Consider the following 19,613-nt stretch of genomic DNA (forward strand, 5'->3'; position numbering starts at 1 on the left):
TTCGCCTCACGGTGTCGTGCCACGGAGTGGCTAACTTGTTCTTGCAATTTGCGGGTGAAAAACGACAACGACAAAATCGCGATTTTTTTCATGCGGGCCTCCTTGCCCTGCTCCCCCAAACGCATTTCAAGTGTACGCGCAGATCGTGATTTTGCCGAATTTCAAGCACAGAAAAACCGCCGAATCTCTCCGACGGTTCTCATGATTATTGCGCCAGCACTTTAGACAAGAAGTCTTTGGTGCGGTCATGTTTTGGTGCGGTAAAGATCTGTTCTGGTTCGCCTTTTTCAGCGATCACGCCTTGGTCCATGAACCAAACTTGATCCGCCGCTTCACGGGCAAAGCCCATTTCATGGGTCACGATCACCATGGTCATCCCAGATTTGGCAAGGTCTTGCATAACTTTCAACACTTCGCCGACCATTTCTGGATCAAGCGCAGAAGTTGGTTCGTCAAACAACATCACGTCTGGTTCCATCGCCAAAGCGCGAGCGATGGCAACACGTTGCATTTGACCACCAGACAAGCTCGTTGGATAAGCATCTGCTTTGTCATCCAAGCCGACTTGCGTCAACAGTTCATGGGCTTTCTTAGTGGCAGCAGCATCATCTTGGTTTTTGACCTTCATTGGGGCTAACTTGATATTTTCAAGCACCGTCATGTTTGGGAACAAGTTGAATTGCTGGAACACCATGCCCATTTTTTCGCGGACTTTATCGAGTTCTTTTTCGGATAAGCCGACCAAGTTGGTGCCTTCAAATTCGATTTCGCCGCTCGTCGGTTGGTTCAGTAAGTTCAAGCTCCGCAAGAACGTGGACTTACCACCACCAGAAGCCCCGATGACAACGATCACGTCGCCTTGGTTGATGGTTTCCGTGATGTCATTTAACACCACGTTGTCCCCGAATTTCTTGACCAAATGGTTGATTTGAATTAATGGTTTAGTCATGTTGCATCTTCCTTTCAAAATGCCCCAAGATCTTCGATAAGGTGAAGGTCAGGACGAAGTAAATCACCATAGCGACAAAGATCGGTGCGACCCCTTTATAAGTAGCGGTTTGAACGACCTTCAATTGATAGATCAAATCTGTGACCCCGATAATGGAAACAATCGATGATTCCTTGATCAAGGAAATAAATTCATTCCCTAATGCTGGCCAAATGTTGCGAATTGCTTGTGGCAAAACCACGCTGGTCATGGTTTGACGCGTGGATAAGCCAAGTGAGCGAGCCGCTTCAGTTTGCCCAGTCGGAATCGAATCGATCCCGGAGCGAATGATTTCAGCCACATAAGCGGCGGAGTTCAAGGACACTGCGATGATCCCAGCGGTTAAGGCTGGCACATCGACGAACAACCCGATCCCAAAGTAGACAAACATCACTTGGATCATCAATGGCGTGCCACGGACAAATTCGATATAAGCCACCGCGATGGTATGCAAGATTTTGTTTTTGCCTAAACGCATCAACGCCATCAATGTCCCGATCAATACCCCAAACACTACAGATACTGCGGTGATCAATAAGGTGTATTCGACCCCTTTGGCAAAGAACTTCCAGTAATGGAACATCGAAGTATTGGCGGTGTTTTTGGTCATGTAATCGCAAGCAGTCTTAGTGTAAGACTTGATCAAGCCTTGCTTTTTGATTTCATTGATCGACTTGTTGGCAGCGGCGACCAAAGTATCTGAACCTTTGGCAAAACCGATGGCCTGGCCGTTTGATTCCGGATCCAAGGTCCAGCCGGATTTCACAATGGCCAATTGCTTGTCATGATCGACATAAGCTTGGGCCACTGGATGTTCGGCAACGACCCCTTCGACTTTGTGGGACTTCAAGGCCAAAATCAAATCGGTGACTTTAGTCAAACCCAACAGCTTGGAGTCGGTCATTTTTTGTTTGACCAAGTCCGCTTGCATGGAACCGGTTTGGGCCCCAACTTTCTTGCCGACAAAGCTTTCTGCATTTTTGTACAGCTTGGCATCAGCTTTGTTGACAATGATGTCTTGGCTGGCCGTGTAGTAGATCTGTGAAAAATCAACACTTTGCTTCCGCGCAGAGGTTGGTGTCATCGCGGATAACACCATATCAACTTTGTGGGTTTCCAAGCCGACGAGCAAAGAGTCAAAATCCATTTGCTTAACGACCAACTTCACGCCTAAGTCAGACGCGATTTTCTTGGCAATTTCCACGTCGATACCGACAACTTGGTTCTTGCCGTTTTTGTTCACCAGGAACTCATAAGGGGCGTAGTCTGGGCTGGTACCCATCACTAAGGTACCCTTGGCCTTGATCTTTGCCAAACTGTCATCTGTGGCGTGTACCGGTTGAGCGGCGACCCCCACAAACGCAACCATGGCAACGGCTAAAGCCATCAGCCAACGCAATAACTTTTTCAAAACTGAATTCCTCCCCAAATTTCTATAAGCCACACTATACACTAGTTTTGATTTTTATTCAACGAATATTCATACTTCTCGCAAAAAAAATCGCCGAGCACCCACTCGACGACATTGATTACGGCTGCACCTGACTCGGCAAACTGCAAATGACCCAATTGACAACAATCACCAATAACATCACGCCGGCTATTATCAAGGTCATTGGTTCACTTTGCAGACGATATAACCAAACCCGCTGAAGCAGTGCCAGTGGCCACCACACCCCGGCATCACGATAACGCCGCACCGTTAAACTCAACATCGGCAGCGTCCATAGCCAAGCCAACCACCCTAAGGAAAGATCAAACACCGACAGACTGAGATTCATGCACAATCCCGCTAATTGCACCCACCAATATTCACAGCGCGTACTACAGCCATTGAAATTGAAGCCATTCAACCACAATGCCACCACGGCCTCACCTTCACGAACCCCATAATACCAATTATGAGTCCGCTTGAAGGTCGCCGGCGCGGCAATTTCCAAATGCATCCCCATCACCTCCAGCAACAGCTTAACAAGTTTCCCCATTCCGTCAATTTTGACGCAAAAAAACGTGCCACCCCTTCGGCAGCACGTTTTCTCAACCTTAATCGCTCATTCCAGTTTGTAAGCGATACATATCATAATAACGCCCATGTTTGGCTAACAGTTCATCATGCGTCCCGCGTTCCACGATATGCCCAGCATCCAGCACTAAAATCAAATTCGCATCTTTAATGGTGGACAAGCGATGCGCGATCGCAATGGTCGTACGGCCTTGGCGAATGCGCTTGAGGCCTTCTTGGATCACGGCTTCAGTTTCGGTATCGATGTTCGCGGTGGCTTCATCCAATACCAGAATTTTCGGATTGGTCACCACGGTGCGGGCAAAGCTGATCAATTGCCGTTCGCCACTGGAAAACTGCGCGCCACCTTCGATCACTTTCGCGTCGTATTGGCCAGGGAGTTGTTCGATGAAGCGATCCGCTTGGACAAATTCTGCGGCTTTTTTGATTTGATCATCAGAGATCTGCTCATTAAACAAGCGAATATTTGACGCCACAGTCCCGTAAAACATGAACGAGTCCTGCAAAACCAAACCTAACTTTGCGCGTAACTCCGCCATCGGGTACTCGCGAATGTCGACATCATCAATCAAGATCTCGCCTTGACCAAATTCATAAAAGCGCATCATCACATTGATGATCGAGGACTTCCCAGAACCGGTATGGCCAACTAACGCGACGGTTTCCCCAGGATTGGCGACAAAAGAGATATCATGTAAAATCTCATGTTTGCCATCATAAGCAAACGACACATGGCGAAATTCAATTTTCCCATGGGTCAAAGTGGCACTGGCACCAGGATTAGCGGCAGGCGCAAACTCTTGATTATCCAAAATCCGAAAAATCCGGGAACCGGCAACCACCCCATCTTGAAAGTTCGACAACGAATCCATCATGTTGGTCATGGGATTGAAGAAATTCGACACATACGTCGTGAACGCGTAAACCACCCCAGCAGCCACAAAAGCATGCATGGACATGATCCCAAACGCTGCCAGAACTGCGACTAACGCAAAACTGTACAACAAGTTGATGATCGGGCTGAGTAACAACGAGTTCACCCGGATCATCGCCGTCCGCGTCCGCAAGTACTCTTGATTGGTGGTTTCAAATTCTTGCGCGATCCGATTTTCTTGGCGGAATTGTTGAATGATCCCGATGCCTTCAATGGATTCATTCAACTTGGTATTGAGTTCTGACAGTTTTTCGCGCATATGGCGATAGACTTTACTGGAGTAATGGCTGTAATACCAAATCGCAAACAATAATAATGGAAGAAACGCGAGCACCATTAACGCGATTTTGGCATTGACCACGTACATCGTCACAAAACTCGACACCACCGAAAACAACCCGACCAAAACGGATAACAGCACATTCCAGAAATCAGATAGCGTCGCCGTATCATTGGTCACTCGCGACACGATCGACCCAGCCGGCGTTTGATCAAAGTAGCGCATCCCTAATTTGTGCAACTGCGCAAACAAATCGCGCCGCACATCTTCGAGCCCGCGTTCGGACCCCATCGCAAATAAAAACGATTGAAAGAATTGAAACAAGGCTTTTAAAATCGTACCAAACGCATACAAGCCAGCAAAGCCTAACACGATTTGCGTGGTCGCCGTTTGATGGGTCAAATACCGATCCATGAATTCTTGCAGTAGCCATGGTAAGGCCACGTTGACCGAAGCCAGTAAAGCCGCCGCCACAATGGCCCACCGAATTGACGCTTGTAAGGTTTGGTGTAGCGCATCAAACGACCCACAATGTGCCATTGTTCCTTCATGGGAATACTGCGCGCCCAAGCAGATTCATATTTAGGCATTGGCTTCACCTCCAAGCTTGGCTTCTAGTTCTTGTTTGGCCCACATTTGCGCATACCAGCCATCATTGGCCAGCAACTGATCATGTGTCCCGCGTTCTAAGACATGCCCATCTTCTAACACCAGAATTTCATCGGCATGCATCACTGACGACAAGCGATGGGCGGCAATGATCGTGGTTTTATCAGCCCGTTGGTCATGTAAGTTATGCAAAATTGCCGCTTCGGTTTTGGCATCAACGGCAGACAACGCATCATCCAAAATCAACAATTCGGGGCTTGTGATCACCGCACGGGCAATCGCTAAGCGCTGCTTTTGCCCACCAGACAACGACACCCCACGTTCGCCGACCATGGTTTGATACCCAGCCGTGAATTTCAAAATGTCATCATGCACAGCTGATTCAGAGGCTGCGGCCTCAACGGCTTGCGCATCCTTCTCAAAACTGGCAAAACGAATATTATCTGCCACGGTCGTCGAGAACAAGAAGTTATCTTGTGGAACGTAACCGATCGCATCTAACAAGGCATCCAAACTGTAGTCGCGAATATTGATGCCACCGAATTCAATTTCGCCATCATAGCGATCGAACTCACGCAACAACAATTTGAAAATCGTACTTTTCCCGGCACCGACACGTCCAACGATCCCTAACGTCTTCCCGGCTGGTAAAGTGAAATGAACATTCACTAACGCGGCGCTGTCGGCATCAGGATAGGAGAACTGATTGATTTTAAAGCGAATGTCCCCATGCGCCGGCGTTTGAATCGCTTGAGGGGCGATTTGAATACTGCTGGTTTCGGCCAACAGTTTGTCGATACGATCATATGACGCATTTCCACGCTCCAACACGTTGAACAGCCGCCCGATAGCAAACATCGGCCACACCAAAGCCGCGACATACGCGATAAAGGAAACCAATTGCCCGATCGTGATTTGGCTAGTCATCACCAAATGCGACCCGTAAATGATCGTGATCACATACACCAAGCCCATGATCAAGCTAGTGGTGGGATCAAATAACCCATCAAAGAAGTTCACACGCTTGTTGATGGCCACCGTCTTGTCGACGAGCTGATTGAAATCAGCGGTATCTTCTTTGCTTTGGCCGAAGGTTTTGATCACTTTAATGCCGGAAACAGATTCTTGGGTTTTATCATTCAACCGCGAAAACGCTGCTTGGGCTTTACCAAACGCGTGATGCAGACGCATCCCCAATTGCCGCGCCATCACCGCAAGCAATGGCATAGGCAGGATTGCTAACACCGTCAAACGCCAATCCACAAAGAAAATCATCGCAATGATCGTGGTGCCACCAGTGATCACGGAATCAAACAAGGTTAAGATCCCAGCACCTGCCACGTTTTGGATCGCATTTAAGTCATTCGTGGCATGCGCCATCAAGTCCCCAGTGCGATGTTTTTGATAAAAAGTGGCATCCATTTTCATAAAATGCCAAAACAAACGAGTCCGCAAGGTTTTTTCAAGCTTGGCCGCCCCACCCCAAATGGCATTGCGCCAACCATAACGGAACAAGTACTGGCCGATGCCAGCAAATAACAGCGCCACTAAAAACAGCAACAAGCGATCCATTGTCAAGTTGCGCTTGGCCATAGTATCAACCAAGGCCCCGATCACTTTTGGTGGAATCAAGTTGACTAATGCCACCAACAACAAACACAATACCCCAATGGCATAGCGTTTAAATTCTTGGCGGAAGTACCACCCCAATTTTTTAAAAATTCCCACAAGTTCACCTCGTTTACAGTTCGTTCTATTGAAAGATGATAAATTCAAATTTCAGTGACGGCCATTGTATCGCCTAAGTCAACGCAATACTTTCGCTGAATATGACGATCTAGAAAAGCTCTGCGTGGAAGGTCAATCGACGGAGGCTGGATAGGCATCAGCCATCGAACCGTTGTTAGAGGTTTACCTCTTACAACGGCGCAGAAGAAAAGATCCACTCGCGGTTTTTGCGAGTTAGCTTTTCTTCTGCGGATTGCGTTCCATGCTCATCCAGCCGGAGTCGATTGGCCTGGAGCCCTTAACTTTTCGTCCCGCCAGCATCAGAGTATAACTATATTCATAATATTTGAAGGCAAAACAAAGACCCGGTGAAAGCTCACCGGGTCGCTTACGCGTAAAGGCTTATTTGGTCTTCTTTTGCGCTTGCTTCATTTGCGCCATCATTTGATTGAGCTTCTTAGCACTTGGCTTTTGGCCCATTTGCATCATCATGGTGCGCAACATGTCTTCGTTGATCGGTGGGTTATCTTGGAAATACTTTTTCATGTAATAACGGGCACCGAAGAAACCGCCGATAACGCCCAGCGCGGCCCCGATTACAAATACGAGTACATATGTCATAGCGAAAACTGCCTCCTCTTATTAGACAATAACCATTGTACAAAACGTCGACCAGCATTGAAAGCCCGATCGTTAAAAATTCCTTTAGTCTTGCCGCCAGCCGTTGTCGCGTTGGACCTTTTTGATCTTATTCGGCGTGATTTCATTACCCTTTTTATCAAAATATTGGGTCGTTTCCAGCCGTTGTTTGAACCCAGCGCGGAAATCAGCAATATACGCTTTGCGCAGTTCTGCGCGTTCTTTGATTTCCTCGTCAGTTAACCCTTCCGCTTTCGCTTTGTGGGCTAATTCATTGATCCGATCCAGTCTTGCTTGTGGTTGTGACATGTTTGATCTCCTTAGTTCAAGTGAATGCTAGCATATGTGTAGCCGTTGGGGTCTTCTCCCGGAAACGGCGCATTCATCAACATCCCCACATATTCTTTGGTGCGGGTCAGCGAGCGGAACGCCTTGATGATGCGCACCGGTGTATCGGCATGCGCGTAGTACACAATATAAATTAAATCATCCATTCAACAAAACTCCTTGCATAAAAAAAGGCCGCAATTGCGACCTTTTCAGTGGATTAACGGCGCTTTTCTTTGATACGCGCAGCCTTACCACGTAATGCCCGCAAGTAGTACAACTTAGCACGGCGTACTTGACCATGACGGGTAACTTCGATCTTTTCAACACGTGGGGTGTGTAATGGGAAAGTCCGTTCAACACCAACGCCGCTGGAGATCTTACGAACGGTGTAAGTCGCAGAAACACCAGTACCGTGGCGCTTGATCACAACGCCTTCGAATAACTGGATACGTTCGCGTTCGCCTTCGACGATTTTAGCGTAAACTTTCACGCTGTCGCCAGGGCGGAAATCTGGAATATCGTCACGCAATTGTGACTTGGTGATTTCTTCAATCAATGGGTTTTGCTTGGTCATAATAAAACTTCTCCTTATACCGACATTCATTCACCCACCTTGAGCCAGCGGAACATCGTTGTTATGTGACTAATCACAATAGTGTAGTATAGCAGAGAAATGATTAGTAGACAACCACTAATGTGTTTTTTGAAACGAAAACTATGCTCACGATTTCGGTTTTGCAATCAACAACAGCCCGACTGCCAACAATGGTGAAAGTAATTGAACGAGCACACTCAAGCCAAAGTGAACCACGCCTTGGAAAATTTGATCCATCGACCCAGATTCAAACCATAAACTGGATCCTGAACCAAACCCATTCACGAAATCTTGGTAGAGCTTACTGTTATGGGCGACTTGTTGATACAAATTACGCCGCGCTTTGACGGTTTGCTCAGATTCGGCTTTGAGCTGTGTCAACAAGGCAACACACATTGGTGCAAACACGAGCCATGTTAAAAGCAGATACAAATCAAACCAGTGCCACGACCAGTCAAAACCGTGCGTTTGCGCAAGATGCGTGAACAACCACAAAATTAAAGTACTCGGTAGAAACGCTAATCGAGTTTTCATATTCATCACCTTGACTGGAGTATACCACACCATTACCAGCTAGTCTGGGATGACTTCACGCGCACTAACCCAGCCTTGGTGACTTTAAATACACCTGTTTTGATCGACTGCCCCCAAACCTGCTTGACCATCGCCGAAAACGTCCGGTGCCACTCAGGGATCGCCACATAATCAAAGGCTAAGACGGCTTTTTTGAATTGCGCTCGCGACATGTTCCAGTTTTCTTGGCCGACGACTTGATCTGAGAAGAAATAATATCGTCCCACGTAACCAGCATAATAGTTTGCCACGTCGTCAGCGTGCGGGTCGACGATCGCGACTTTATCATGATTCAGCTTGGTCCGCTGGGTCATGATGCGATTCAATTGTTCTGGCAAGGCATTTTTATTTTGACGATTGGCATATGCCGTCCCATTGGACTCAGAAAACATCATAATAATGGAGAAAATCATCAACACCAAAGTCATCACTTGATAGGCATTCTTGGTAAAAATCGAATGAAACGTCCGCAAACTACGCTTTTCATAGCGCTGCTCGGCCATACTTTCATCCATCACCACCACTGCGACCATCGCGGCTATGAACAAGCCAAAGATTACGATACTGGACATATAGCGTTCATAGCCGTCCAGCAACTTCGCTTCGCTATAAGGCATCGCCAAAACATACATGCCAAACAAGCTGATCACATAAAGCACAAACATCACGTCTAACCACATCGCAGTCTTGAGCAGCGCATTGCGACGCTTGCTCCAAATGCGAATGATCAACCAGCCGACAATCAACGCAACATTCAACAACAAGATGCCATTTGCCGATAAGGACTGTCCAGAAAATAAAGTTTGGATCATTTTCTTGCCGATCCCCAGGATCTGAGTTGTGGTTTCATGCGCTAATTGACTTTTATAGGCGGTGGCTGAGATTTCATGTTTGGACAAGCTGAAGGTGTGCTTGACATGCCAATTCCACCAAGCAAACGGGGCATAAGCCATACCCCCGGCCGCGATCATCGTGCCCAGCGTCCGGATAGTTTTTTGCCACCAATGACCTCGAGCAATATGTGCCACTTGATAACCTAGGTAAATCACCATCACGACCACGTAAAAGGTCCCAGAATTCTTCACCAGCAAAATGCTGGCACCGATCAAGCCGACTGTGCCTAACTGCCACCAAGGATGTTTGCGATACACATAAACCGCCGCCACGCCTGCGACTGCCATCACCGGCAAAATATAATCCACCAGCAGATTATTCATGCGAATGGCGATGTTAAAGACATTGGAGATCGCGATGATGAAGCAGAGCAATAGTGAAAACAAACCGCGCGACTTATCTTTGACCACGCCAAATATCGCGTATAAACTCGCCCAAATCAAGACAAACTACGCGACCAGCATATTGCCCGCACTAAAACCCATCAACTTGACCACTCGGGTGATGAATAATGCCGTTGCTGGCGGATACGAGGTATAAGTGATCAACGTGTCATGCGCGCCAGGCAAGCGATCAGCGTATGTCATGAATTTGACGATCAAGGCCCAATGCGTGTAATTGTCATAATGGATCAACGGGCTGTTGTAAAGCACCACCCCCATGAAGATGCCCATGGCAATCATCCATAGATCAAATAAATGCGTCCCAGCAAACGGAAAGTTGAGCTTCCCCAATAACACGCCTAAAACGACGCCCGCAAACAAACTGCATCCTAAGACATTGACGACCAGCATCCCCATGGCCAACTGACCACACATCGCAAACCCATACATGATCAAAATCTGAACCAACATGCTAGTGATCCAGGCCAAATGCACTTCGGCGCCTACCACACGCAACGCAAAATCAAATCCAAATAATGAAAGGATTAAAATCAAAACACCTAATAGCACTGCATTACTCCTTAAAATTTGGCCGTTGGCTGCGATTGAGTTTCAACATCAAGGCATCGATGCGTTTAAAGCGCATCACAAAATTCATGTATAACTCATCAAACGGCGTAATCCAACGATCTTGTTCGTCAGGCAATAATTCATTTTCACCATCATAAATCAGTTGTAAATAGTGATTGCGGTCAGCCGCCGTGGACAAAGCGGTCATCGCTGCCCCATAGCCAGGCACATCATCAGTGGTTTTGCGCATGATCTCGCCAGTGACTTTGATATGATAGCCATCATGATTCAACCAACCCGTAAATTGATCCCCACGAGCAAGTTGCGGGCCGGCTTGTTTGAAGCGAAACGAGAAGCCACCATCAGAAATATCTTCAGTTTCGATTTGGGCGTCAACCCCATCGATCAGCATTGCCCCGTGCACATGGCGTTCAAAGCGTTCCGAATGCCGCACGATCCCACGCCCTAAGCAGATAAACACGCAAAATGACAAGTTGATAAAGTGCATCACTAACCAAAAAGTGATCACTGAGCCGACTAAGATTTCAGAGCCCCATTTGCCATAGTTGAAATACACGATCGCAATTAACGTCAACGCCCACATGATCAAATACGGTAAGATGTACAGCTTGTCTTTGAAGGTTGAGCGTGCCTTTTTATTGGTGACTTTAAATTTCTTTTCCTTGATCCCCAAAGTTTCAAGCAATACTGGTAGGAATAAGTACGGCGCAAAGAAGGTTTCTTGCACTTCGCCCCAGCGCTCATCTCGGATCTTACTGGAGGCATCCCCCAAAACAAAATGCAAAAGGAAGTACCCTGGTGCCCATACCACCATCAAGACCCAAAAATTCGCATTGACGACTTGAATTTTGAATAAGGCGTATAGCAGTGGCGCCGCAATATAAATCAATCGTCGCGCAAACGACCACCAATACAAATACGAGTTGATCAAAATAATGCGATTCAAAAACGGAATTTTCGGATTGATAAAAATATGCAAGTTCCGACAGCTTTGCATCACCCCGCGCGCCCAGCGTGTGCGCTGCTTGATCACGCCTTTGACATCGACTGGCGTGGTGCCGCTGGATTCAGGGTGTTCAGTCGCTAAGCTGGTATAGCCTTCGAAATTGATCTTAGCGCCTAGCTCAAAGTCTTCTGTCAAGGTATCCGTTGGAAAACCGCCGACATCATCAACGGCTTGGCGTAAAAAAACCGCGTTTGAGCCGGTGAATAAGGCCATTTGATTGGCACCATTTAAAATATTGACGTCTCGAGAGAAGAAATCTTGTTCATTGGCAACGATTTTTTCAGAATATAAATTGAATTGAAAAATATCCGCGTTATAGAAGCTTTGCGGCGTTTGAACAAATCCCAGCGGTTTGGTGTGATCCGGATCAACGACTTGTTGTTCCCAATTCTGAGTAAAGAATGGTACCGAATGCATCAAAAAAGTCGAAAATGGGATCATATCCGCATCTAAGATCACAAATAATGGCGCATGAAGCTGTTTCAATGCGTGATTGATGTTTCCTGATTTGGCTTGCTTGTTGTCCGTCATGCCGATATAGCGAATATGATATTCTTTGGCTAAAGCGGCTGCTTCTGGCCGGTTGCCGTCATCACACAACACGATCGTCACTTTGCGTCGGTCAGGATATTTAATGAAGGTCGCGGCATTGATGGTTTTGCGTAGTAAGTCGACATCTTCATTATGCGTGCAGATCAAAATATCCACTGCTGGTAAATCAATTGCCGGCGCAAAGTCAGGTACTTTAAGCCGTTGCTGTTGTTTGTTGAAATTCAACATCCGCAGCGCGATCAAGATAAACGCGGTGAAATTGGAAAACAGTTCACTGGTCACCAGCAACAAGGCAAAGATCAACACAAAAAGATGGGCGTGCCATGGAATAGTGAAAAATACCCGCCAAAGCAAATAAATCACGGATAAAACCAGCGCTAAGATGTAAACAAACCGTTTTTTATTCGACATGCCCATGGGGATGCGCCTCCACAAATATCAACCGTTTCTGCACTTGGTAGCTGACCAAGAACAATAAGAAGTCGATCATCATTTTGATCAAGGTCAAACCCAAAGTTTGATGACCCACTAAGTCAACGGCAGAAGCCATCAATGACGTGAACAAGCCCAACAACCCCATTTGCACCACCATGATGGCGATGTACTTCACCAAGGTTTGCTCGCCTTTGCCATCAAAGACCACGTGATGGTTCAATAAGTAATTGGCCACGGCAGATAATAAACGCGCCGCAACCGTAGCTGTCATGACCTGACCGAAAGCAGTGGAACGTGAAAAGTGAATGAACAACGCAAATAAGCTGATATCGATCACAAACGATACCAACCCACTCATCGCAAATTTGATGAAGCGGAGATAAATCGCTACAGAATCGCGAATCACGCGAAAATGCGAGCTGGCATTGCCATTTAAATAAATCGTGGCGATCGGCTGTTCGATGATCGCCACGTGATTGGCTTTAGCTTGCAGCAACATAGTAAATTCAAACTCAAAACGCTCGCCTGCAAAATTCAACGCGGTTTGCGCATACGCAGTTGGGATCACGCGCAAGCCTGTTTGCGTATCGCTGATATGTAAGCCGGTCAATAAGCGCACCAAGTGATCGGTCAAGATATTTCCAAACCGACTGCGAAACGGAATGTCATTGGAAAAATTCCGACAGCCTAAGACTAAGGCGTCAGGTTGTTGCAAAAACTTGCGCATACAAGTCGATAAATCTTTGAAAGTATGTTGGCCATCCGAATCAAGCGTCGCGATGCCTAATAACTGTGATTGATGTTTTGCATAATAAGCAAAGCCAGTTTTTAACGCCGCCCCTTTACCTAAGTTATGGGGATGATGGCGCACCACCACCCGCTGGCTGAATTCGGTTTGAATCCGGTTGAAAATCGTTTGATCTGCTGTACCATCGTCCACCACTAAAATCGGTCCGGCGAAGTGCGCCGCAAGGATATCTTGCAGTAAAGCAATCAGCCGCTGATCCGGTTCCAATGCTGGAATCAATAATCCAATTTGTTGAAAATCATTAATGAAGATCGTCTCCCAATTGTTTCCAAGCTTATACTAAGTCACTCTTTTTGGTATCAGGTCTAGTCCACAATTCAGGTATAACACAGTTTTGCGTCAAAAATGTGCCCGACTTGTGATTTATTGGTCAATGCTTTGATTTGTTTTCTATTAACCGTTTTCAACTGTTATTGACGATCGCATCGATTCCATGAAAAAACGCCTGATCAAAATCAGACGTTTTACATTAATCATTTTCAGATGACTTAGCAGCTAACTTGGCTTCCAAGGCTTTAGTGTGTTCCTCAGTTTTCACTTCACGTAACAACTTTTGCGCGTCTTTGTCCAAATCCATGGACTCCAACAAATCAGGCCGACGCTGATATGTCCGGCGCAAGGATTCTTTCAACCGCCACTTGGCAATCAGTTGATGATTCCCGCTTTGCAACACGGCTGGCACATCCATCCCGCGATAAGTTGCTGGCCGGGTATATTCTGGATAGTTCAACAAGCCATTTTCAAAGCTATCCGTGGCTGCAGATTCAGCATTGCCTAATACGCCTGGCACAAAACGCACCGTGGCATCGATCATCATCATCGCTGGCAACTCTCCACCAGTCAACACGAAGTCGCCTAAGGAGAACTCATCGGTGACCAAACTGCGAATGCGTTCGTCATAACCTTCATAATGGCCGCAGATAAACACCAAATGCTCTTCTTGCGCAAGTTCCTTCGCTGCCACATGGTCAAATTTGCGCCCTGCAGGGTCTAAGAGAATCACCCGCTTCGGTCCTGGGGTTTGCGCGTTCAAGTCGTCCATGGCCTCAAATAGCGGCTCAGGCTTGAGTAACATGCCCGCCCCGCCACCATAAGGCGTGTCATCGACATGATTGTGCTTGTCATGTGAATACTGGCGAAAGTCCACGGCATTGAATTCAACCGTGCCTTTATCCAAGGCTTTGCCGATCATGCTTTGCGTCATCGGTGCAAACATATCAGGAAAAAGCGTCAACACATCAATCTTCATCGTCGATCAACCCTTCTGGCACGTCGACATGTGCGATCTTTGAAGCGACATCAATCGACAGTACCACACTTTTAATGAAAGGCAACAACACGTCGGATTTGCCAGGACGCGGGATCACCCACACGTCGTTAGCACCAGGACTCAAAATTTCAGACACCACCCCGAGCTTTTGATCGTGTTGGTCGATCACCGTCAAGCCGATGATATCGCGATAATAATATTCACCGTCGTCAAGGGCTTGTTGTTCGGCTTTCGTCACATTTAAACTGTGGCCTTTGAAGTGTTCGACGTCATTGATATTGTCCATGCCCACAAACTTAACTAAAGTGAATCCTTTGTGTTTGCGACTGGATTCAACCGTGACATTGGTTTGTGGCGTGGTGTCGATCACGAGCTTGGCGTCTTTGGCAAAGCGCTCTTCCGGAAAATCAGTCGTGGCGATCACGCGCACTTCTCCGCGAATGCCATGGGTATTGACGATATTGCCGACATGATAAAGTTCTGGCAAGGTGGTTCCTCCTTTGTGATAAAAAAAGGACCGACATCAGCCGGCCCCAATTTTTATTTACTTGGTTGTTTGGCATCCAAGATATTTAACCGTACTCGTTTAGAGTATGGCGACTTAACGGCGTAAACGATAGTGCGCACAGCTTGCGCCACGCGACCTTGTTTCCCGATGACCCGGCCGACATCGTCCGGCGCCACGGTTAAGTCGAAGGCCATGTATTCTTCCGTCTCATGAGGACGGATCTCAATAGCCTCTGGGTGAGCAACTAAGGGTGTCACAATGGCCCGAATGAGCCCCGCGATATCCATGCTGTCCCCTATTTCTTAGCGAAGCGCGCTTCGTGATACTTTTGCATCAAACCTTTGCTTGAAAGCAAGGTCCGTACAGTATCGGAAGGTTGTGCGCCTTTTTGGAGCCAATCAAGAATTGAATCTTCATCCAGCTTTAAGTCAACTGGTTCGGTTAATGGGTTGTAGTAACCGACGGATTCGATAAACCGGCCGTCACGTGGGGAGCGAGAATCAGCAACCACGACACGGTAGAAAGGCTTACGCTTGGAACCCATCCGCTTTAAACGAATTTTAACTGCCATTAAGTCCACCTCCTGTAAATTTCTCAACTTCAAAATAATAGCAAATATTCAGCGGCGTGTAAAGAGTTTTTTCTTTACAACAGCATTTTTGCCGAAAATGCCTAGGATTTAAAGTTTTTCGCGTGTTTCAGACGCTTTTTCTTGTTCTTTTTTTGCTTTTTGATCATGGAGTTCATTGCCATTTTGCCTAAACGACCTTTGACGCCACCACCCATCAAACCTTCCATGCCTTGGAAATTGCCTTTGTACATTTGGCTCATCATTTTCTTTGAGGCATTGAATTGTTTGATCATGCGGTTGACTTCAACAATTGGCCGCCCTGACCCGGCTGCCAAACGCCGACGCCGAGATGGGTTCAACAAATCTGGTTGTTCACGCTCTGCAGGGGTCATCGAATAAACGATGGCTTTCATGTGCGCGATGTCTTTTGGATCCATTTTGAAGTTCTTCAAAGCCGGGTTGTTGGCCATGCCTGGGATCATCTTCATGATGTCTTCCATCGGGCCCATGTTTTGCACTTGGGCCATTTGATCTAAGAAATCATTGAAGTCAAAGGTGTTTTCTTTGATCTTGTCAGCCATTTCAGTGGCTTGTTTTTCATCAAAGTTCTGTTGGGCCTTGTCGATCAAGGTCAACATATCGCCCATGCCTAAGATCCGGTTGGCCATGCGATCTGGATAAAAGACATCCAGCGAATCCATTTTTTCACCTTGCCCGATGAACTTAATCGGCTTGCCAGTGACTTTGCGAATGGACAGTGCGGCCCCACCACGGGTATCGCCATCCAACTTGGTCAACACGACCCCGGTGATGTCTAAGCGCTCGTCAAAGCCCTTGGCGACATCAGTGGCGGCTTGCCCAGTCATGGAATCGACCACCAGCAAAATTTCGTTAGGGTGAGCGATTTCTTTGATGTCGGCCAGTTCAGTCATCAACTTTTCGTCGATTTGCAAACGGCCGGCAGTATCGATGATCACATAATCGTTATGTTGTAAGGCAGCTTGGGCTAACCCTTGGCGCACGATTTCACGCGGATCGGTGTCTGTGCCCATTTCAAAGACTGGCACGCCAACAGACTTGCCGACCACTTGCAACTGATCGATGGCAGCAGGCCGGTAAACGTCGGCTGCGATCAATAATGGCCGCGCTTTTTCTTGTTGGATCAAGCGCTTGGATAATTTCCCAACAGTGGTGGTTTTACCAGCCCCTTGCAACCCGACCATCATGATAATGGTTGGGATATGTGGGGACTTGTTCAACGGCACTGCCGCTTCCCCCATCGTTGCCGTCAATTCATCATTGACGATTTTGATAATTTGTTGCGCTGGGGATAAGGATTCTAAAACTTCTGCGCCGACCGCTTTTTCACGGACGTTTTTGACAAATTCTTTGACCACACCGAAGTTAACATCGGCTTCCAATAACGCTAAACGGATCTCGCGCATGGAATCGCGGACGTCTGATTCGGTCACTTTGCCTTTACGGCGCAGGCCGGAGAACGCTTTTTGTAAACGTTCGGATAAACCTTCAAATGCCATTATTTTCTCCTATCATAAATAAATTTCAATTGATTCGATTAATGCCTTTCGGGCCGAAAATCCATGGGCTCCGATAAAAAGTGCGACGGCGGGCTGGACATGGAACGCAATGTCGCTCGTCGGAGCTAACTTTTGTGATTCGCTTTGCTCATGACAAAAGTGGATCTCCTACTCGCTGGATTTTAAGCGGTAAACCGCTAAGAATCCCACGGCTGATGTCCAGCCCACCTCTGCACTTTTTATCTCCACCCATCGATTTTCTCAGTGATTAGCTCGCCCGTATTCATTAAACGGGGACAATATCACAAAATTCGAGATGTCAAAAAAAGTGATAATCATTAACGAGCCGCTTGATCGGCAACCCGCGTCAATAATTCGCTGAGCTGTTCGTCATCTGGGTAATGCTCGCGAACATAGCGCACTAAACCGTCAACGCTTTGGTTTTGGGCTTGGTAGTTGGCCAGTAAATGCAACTTGCTTTCATATTCTTCAAGTGATGCTTCCGTGCGGCGAATGTTGTCATAAACCGCTTGGCGGGACACATCAAATTCAGTGGCGATTTCTCCTAAAGAGTAGTCATCCCCATAATACAGCTCCAAATAGCTGTGTTGTTTATCCGTTAAAAGCGCGCCGTAAAATTCAAACAGCGAGTTCATGCGGTTGTTTTTTTCGATTTCCATTTAATTTACCTCGTACACTCTATACAGGATACCGATATGACGGCGTTTCGTCAATCTTTTCAGACTCACGTTAGATTTTTCACAAAATCAGCGTATTGCGCTTTCATTCGTGGTAAAATAAAGCGAAATGAATTGGAGGGAATTATTATGGTCGCAACCATTCTTTATTGGGGCGTTGTCGCTGCCTTATGCGGCTGGTGGGCTTGGACCGCGATTTTCAGCGCGATTTATGTTTCCAACCACGAAAATGGCAACTTGTGGTTCTTCGCCATTTTGAACACACTCGGCCTGATCGCGACTGGCATTTTCTATTGGATCATGTCGAACACCGCTTGGCAAAAATACTGGTTCACTGACACGGTCAAAACCGGCAACTGGTTGCTTTACGTCATCATCGCTTATGTGGTGTTGATCGTCTTGCAAGTTATCCTTGGCCGCACGCCAAAGGAACAAGCCACAGCATAAACAACTTTTCCCGTTTGCGCCTCAGTCGCAAGCGGGATTTTTTTGTACCCAGAGTTTTGAAAAGCGCACTTAGTCGATCAGGTAGCCTAGCATACGGATTTGAGGCGCACTTTCCTCGAAGTCGTATGCGTAGCTAGCTGTATCGACGTTGCTTTTCAAAACTTGACGATGATCACTAAAAAAAGCCGCCTATGACAGGCGACTTCCTCAACGCATTATTTTTCAGGATCATCGATCAACCCTTTGAACAACCCATAAGCAAATTTAGTCGGATCAAACACTTGTAAGTCGTCCATACCTTCACCAAGACCTGCAAGCTTCACTGGGACGTGCAATTCATTGCGAATCGCCAACACGATCCCACCTTTACCAGTACCGTCGAGCTTGGTCAACACGATCCCAGAAATATCAGTGGTTTCGTTGAACTGTTTGGCTTGACTCAACGCATTTTGCCCAGTAGTGGCATCTAAGACCAAGAGCACTTCTTGAGGTGCTTCAGGCAATTCGCGCACGATCACGCGCTTGATCTTGTCGAGTTCTTTCATTAAGTTGACTTTGTTTTGCAAACGCCCCGCCGTATCGACTAATAAGACATCGACGTTATCGGCTTTAGCTTGCTTCACCGCGTCAAAAACGACACTCGCAGGATCAGACCCGGCTTCTTTGGCCACTACTGGCACACCATCGCGGCGACCCCATTCTTGAAGCTGTTCGATGGCGCCGGCCCGGAACGTGTCACAAGCGGCTAATAAGACGGATTTGCCTTCATCTTTAAGTTGATGGGCAAGTTTACCAACTGTAGTGGTTTTGCCGGCACCGTTGACGCCGACGAATAAGAACACCGTCGGCCCTTCTTCTGCATAATGCAAAGTGTTGTCTTCGTGCTCGCCGGCTTCACCGTAGAGATCGACTAATTTTTGGACGGTCACTTGGGCGACTTCTTGTGGCTTTTTAACGTTTTTAAGCTTTACTTCTTCCCGCAATGAATCGGTCAGATCCACTGCCGTTTGAAAGCCAACATCGGCTTCGATCAACATTTCTTCAAGGTCATCAAAGAAATCTTCATCGACAGTGCGGAAATTGGCAAATAAAGCATTCAACCGTTCAGAAAATGTGGTCCGAGACTTTTCCAAGCCGGCATCATATTTTTCAGTTTCTGGCGTTTCTGGTTCCCCAGTAAACGCCTTTTTAATGCGATCAAATAATCCCATGA

General features: G+C 47.0%; 21 protein-coding genes and 1 pseudogene. 1 reads left to right on the forward strand and 21 read right to left on the reverse strand.

Going from position 1 to position 19,613, the window contains the following annotated elements:
* Positions 1-205: 205 nt before the first annotated feature.
* From FD01_RS00825 to FD01_RS00910, 20 genes and pseudogenes are all read right to left on the reverse strand, one after another.
* Complete coding sequence (locus FD01_RS00825) at positions 206-949, reverse strand: amino acid ABC transporter ATP-binding protein (protein ID WP_056962287.1); 744 nt, start codon at positions 947-949, stop codon at positions 206-208.
* Complete coding sequence (locus FD01_RS00830; RefSeq protein ID WP_152164716.1) at positions 942-2,399, reverse strand: ABC transporter substrate-binding protein/permease; 1,458 nt, start codon at positions 2,397-2,399, stop codon at positions 942-944. The genes FD01_RS00825 and FD01_RS00830 overlap by 8 nt, the downstream gene beginning before the upstream one ends.
* Positions 2,400-2,517: 118 nt before the next feature.
* Positions 2,518-2,934 (reverse strand): DUF805 domain-containing protein, encoded by a 417-nt coding sequence (locus FD01_RS00835; RefSeq protein ID WP_054713722.1) that lies wholly within the window; start codon positions 2,932-2,934, stop codon positions 2,518-2,520.
* A gap of 97 nt (positions 2,935-3,031) precedes the next feature.
* A pseudogene (locus FD01_RS00840) lies at positions 3,032-4,815 on the reverse strand (ABC transporter ATP-binding protein).
* Positions 4,808-6,562 (reverse strand): ABC transporter ATP-binding protein, encoded by a 1,755-nt coding sequence (locus tag FD01_RS00845; RefSeq protein WP_056962288.1) that lies wholly within the window; start codon positions 6,560-6,562, stop codon positions 4,808-4,810. Before FD01_RS00845 ends, FD01_RS00840 begins: the two are co-directional and overlap by 8 nt.
* 402 nt (positions 6,563-6,964) lie before the next feature.
* Positions 6,965-7,183: a YneF family protein gene (locus tag FD01_RS00850; RefSeq protein ID WP_054713724.1), complete on the reverse strand. Its 219-nt coding sequence runs from the start codon at positions 7,181-7,183 to the stop codon at positions 6,965-6,967.
* Positions 7,184-7,267: 84 nt separating this feature from the next.
* Positions 7,268-7,510, reverse strand: a complete 243-nt coding sequence (locus FD01_RS00855) for a DUF896 domain-containing protein (RefSeq protein WP_054713727.1) — start codon at positions 7,508-7,510, stop codon at positions 7,268-7,270.
* An 11-nt stretch (positions 7,511-7,521) separates the two neighbouring features.
* Positions 7,522-7,695, reverse strand: coding sequence for a hypothetical protein (locus FD01_RS16355; protein ID WP_164480459.1), 174 nt, complete (start codon positions 7,693-7,695; stop codon positions 7,522-7,524).
* 53 nt (positions 7,696-7,748) lie between these two features.
* Entirely contained in the window at positions 7,749-8,105 is a 357-nt protein-coding gene (rplS, locus tag FD01_RS00860) for a 50S ribosomal protein L19 (protein WP_054713729.1), read from the reverse strand.
* 147 nt (positions 8,106-8,252) lie between these two features.
* On the reverse strand, positions 8,253-8,660 hold the full coding sequence (locus tag FD01_RS00865) for a hypothetical protein (RefSeq protein ID WP_056962289.1): 408 nt from the start codon (positions 8,658-8,660) through the stop codon (positions 8,253-8,255).
* 32 nt (positions 8,661-8,692) lie between these two features.
* Positions 8,693-10,036 (reverse strand): ABC transporter permease, encoded by a 1,344-nt coding sequence (locus FD01_RS00870; RefSeq protein WP_225436243.1) that lies wholly within the window; start codon positions 10,034-10,036, stop codon positions 8,693-8,695.
* 6 nt (positions 10,037-10,042) lie between these two features.
* Positions 10,043-10,546, reverse strand: coding sequence for a hypothetical protein (locus FD01_RS16470; RefSeq protein ID WP_225436242.1), 504 nt, complete (start codon positions 10,544-10,546; stop codon positions 10,043-10,045).
* 4 nt (positions 10,547-10,550) lie between these two features.
* A complete protein-coding gene (locus FD01_RS00875; protein ID WP_225436241.1) occupies positions 10,551-12,542 on the reverse strand; it encodes a glycosyltransferase family 2 protein in 1,992 nt (663 codons plus the stop codon).
* Positions 12,526-13,587: a bifunctional glycosyltransferase family 2/GtrA family protein gene (locus FD01_RS00880; RefSeq protein WP_225436240.1), complete on the reverse strand. Its 1,062-nt coding sequence runs from the start codon at positions 13,585-13,587 to the stop codon at positions 12,526-12,528. The genes FD01_RS00875 and FD01_RS00880 overlap by 17 nt, the downstream gene beginning before the upstream one ends.
* Positions 13,588-13,837: 250 nt before the next feature.
* Positions 13,838-14,617, reverse strand: coding sequence for a tRNA (guanosine(37)-N1)-methyltransferase TrmD (trmD, locus tag FD01_RS00885; protein ID WP_056962291.1), 780 nt, complete (start codon positions 14,615-14,617; stop codon positions 13,838-13,840).
* Complete coding sequence (rimM, locus tag FD01_RS00890) at positions 14,607-15,125, reverse strand: ribosome maturation factor RimM (protein WP_054713733.1); 519 nt, start codon at positions 15,123-15,125, stop codon at positions 14,607-14,609. Before rimM ends, trmD begins: the two co-directional genes overlap by 11 nt.
* Positions 15,126-15,178: 53 nt before the next feature.
* Positions 15,179-15,433, reverse strand: coding sequence for a KH domain-containing protein (locus FD01_RS00895; RefSeq protein WP_056962292.1), 255 nt, complete (start codon positions 15,431-15,433; stop codon positions 15,179-15,181).
* A gap of 8 nt (positions 15,434-15,441) precedes the next feature.
* Positions 15,442-15,717, reverse strand: a complete 276-nt coding sequence (gene rpsP / locus FD01_RS00900; protein ID WP_054713737.1) for a 30S ribosomal protein S16 — start codon at positions 15,715-15,717, stop codon at positions 15,442-15,444.
* A 101-nt stretch (positions 15,718-15,818) separates the two neighbouring features.
* The gene (ffh, locus tag FD01_RS00905; protein WP_056962293.1) at positions 15,819-17,255 is read right to left on the reverse strand and encodes a signal recognition particle protein; all 1,437 of its coding nucleotides are present in this window, start codon (positions 17,253-17,255) and stop codon (positions 15,819-15,821) included.
* Between the two features lie 338 nt (positions 17,256-17,593).
* On the reverse strand, positions 17,594-17,935 hold the full coding sequence (locus FD01_RS00910; RefSeq protein ID WP_054713739.1) for a putative DNA-binding protein: 342 nt from the start codon (positions 17,933-17,935) through the stop codon (positions 17,594-17,596).
* 147 nt (positions 17,936-18,082) lie between these two features.
* On the opposite strand from FD01_RS00910, the gene FD01_RS00915 reads away from it, so the two are divergent.
* Positions 18,083-18,400, forward strand: a complete 318-nt coding sequence (locus FD01_RS00915) for a hypothetical protein (RefSeq protein ID WP_054713741.1) — start codon at positions 18,083-18,085, stop codon at positions 18,398-18,400.
* A 215-nt stretch (positions 18,401-18,615) separates the two neighbouring features.
* Here FD01_RS00915 and ftsY read toward each other — a convergent pair whose 3' ends face one another.
* On the reverse strand, positions 18,616-19,611 hold the full coding sequence (ftsY, locus tag FD01_RS00920; protein WP_056962294.1) for a signal recognition particle-docking protein FtsY: 996 nt from the start codon (positions 19,609-19,611) through the stop codon (positions 18,616-18,618).
* Between the last annotated feature and the right edge of the window lie 2 nt (positions 19,612-19,613).

This window comes from Lacticaseibacillus manihotivorans DSM 13343 = JCM 12514 (assembly GCF_001435035.1).
GTDB classification, from domain to species: Bacteria; Bacillota; Bacilli; order Lactobacillales; family Lactobacillaceae; genus Lacticaseibacillus; species Lacticaseibacillus manihotivorans.

Excerpts from the sequence above, each read along its gene's own strand:
- FD01_RS00895 (WP_056962292.1), bottom strand. The coding sequence starts at position 15,433 with ATGGATATCGCGGGGCTCATTCGGGCCATTGTGACACCCTTAGTTGCT.
- FD01_RS00850 (WP_054713724.1), bottom strand. The coding sequence starts at position 7,183 with ATGACATATGTACTCGTATTTGTAATCGGGGCCGCGCTGGGCGTTATC.
- rpsP (WP_054713737.1), bottom strand. The coding sequence starts at position 15,717 with ATGGCAGTTAAAATTCGTTTAAAGCGGATGGGTTCCAAGCGTAAGCCT.
- FD01_RS00855 (WP_054713727.1), bottom strand. The coding sequence starts at position 7,510 with ATGTCACAACCACAAGCAAGACTGGATCGGATCAATGAATTAGCCCAC.
- rplS (WP_054713729.1), bottom strand. The coding sequence starts at position 8,105 with ATGACCAAGCAAAACCCATTGATTGAAGAAATCACCAAGTCACAATTG.
- trmD (WP_056962291.1), bottom strand. The coding sequence starts at position 14,617 with ATGAAGATTGATGTGTTGACGCTTTTTCCTGATATGTTTGCACCGATG.
- FD01_RS16355 (WP_164480459.1), bottom strand. The coding sequence starts at position 7,695 with ATGGATGATTTAATTTATATTGTGTACTACGCGCATGCCGATACACCG.
- FD01_RS00825 (WP_056962287.1), bottom strand. The coding sequence starts at position 949 with ATGACTAAACCATTAATTCAAATCAACCATTTGGTCAAGAAATTCGGG.
- FD01_RS00910 (WP_054713739.1), bottom strand. The coding sequence starts at position 17,935 with ATGGAAATCGAAAAAAACAACCGCATGAACTCGCTGTTTGAATTTTAC.
- FD01_RS00875 (WP_225436241.1), bottom strand. The coding sequence starts at position 12,542 with ATGGGCATGTCGAATAAAAAACGGTTTGTTTACATCTTAGCGCTGGTT.
- FD01_RS00865 (WP_056962289.1), bottom strand. The coding sequence starts at position 8,660 with ATGAAAACTCGATTAGCGTTTCTACCGAGTACTTTAATTTTGTGGTTG.
- FD01_RS00915 (WP_054713741.1), top strand. The coding sequence starts at position 18,083 with ATGGTCGCAACCATTCTTTATTGGGGCGTTGTCGCTGCCTTATGCGGC.
- ftsY (WP_056962294.1), bottom strand. The coding sequence starts at position 19,611 with ATGGGATTATTTGATCGCATTAAAAAGGCGTTTACTGGGGAACCAGAA.
- FD01_RS00835 (WP_054713722.1), bottom strand. The coding sequence starts at position 2,934 with ATGCATTTGGAAATTGCCGCGCCGGCGACCTTCAAGCGGACTCATAAT.
- ffh (WP_056962293.1), bottom strand. The coding sequence starts at position 17,255 with ATGGCATTTGAAGGTTTATCCGAACGTTTACAAAAAGCGTTCTCCGGC.